Genomic DNA, 806 nt, shown 5'->3' on the forward strand with positions numbered 1-806 from the left:
CATCCTTCCTCGATAGCAATTTGACCGCTGTCTTACTCTGGAGTGACGTACCGCGCAGGAACTAACCGCCTTTCATCCCACATTGCACACTATGGCGTGTTTCGAAACTCCCTTGGACTAAGTCCAGTTTTCGCTTTAAACAGCTTGGAGAAATGTTGTGGATACTCAAATCCTAACTCATAAGCGATTTGGGTGATGCTGTGTTCTGTCTCTTTCATTAATGTCTTCGCACGTTCAATCACAAACAGATGAATGTGCTCTAACGCGTTTTTGCCTGTCTCTTTCTTTAACAGATCGCTTAAATAATACGGCGAAAGCCCAAGCTCTTTACCACAATATTGAACGGTCGGAACACCCAATTCAAACGGCTTATCCTCTTGATAATAGTCTACGAGTAAGCGACTTAAACGATGAATGTGGTCATGATTCAGATCAGATCGAACAATGAACTGACGATCATAAAAGCGATTACAGTATTTCAGCAGTAATTCGATATTAGAGCAGATTAATGACTGAGTGTGCTTGTCGATACTCGCTTCTGTTTCATTGCCGATATTTAGGGCAATGTCCGTCACCATCGCACGTTCACGTTCAGACAGATGCAGAGCTTCATTGCTCTCGTACTCAAAGAAAGTGTAGTCGAGCATTTTTCCGTAGAGATCGGATTTCGCTATCAGTTGTGGGTGAAACGCCAAAGTCCAACCTATCGAATCTTCTACATGCTCACTAGGCTCTATACTCACTTCTTGCCCCGGAGCGAAGAATGTCATAGTACCAGTGTCGAAGTCATAAGTTGTCTGCCCATA

The 806-nt window shown here is 43.5% G+C and carries 1 protein-coding gene; it reads right to left on the reverse strand.

Features of this window, described 5'->3' with window-relative positions; all coding sequences use genetic code 11:
• Positions 1 to 89 precede the first annotated feature (89 nt).
• The coding region (locus tag KIV40_RS30825) for an AraC family transcriptional regulator (protein WP_306431926.1) at positions 90 to 806 on the reverse strand (717 nt) is incomplete at its 5' end.

This window comes from Vibrio sp. D173a (assembly GCF_030248475.1).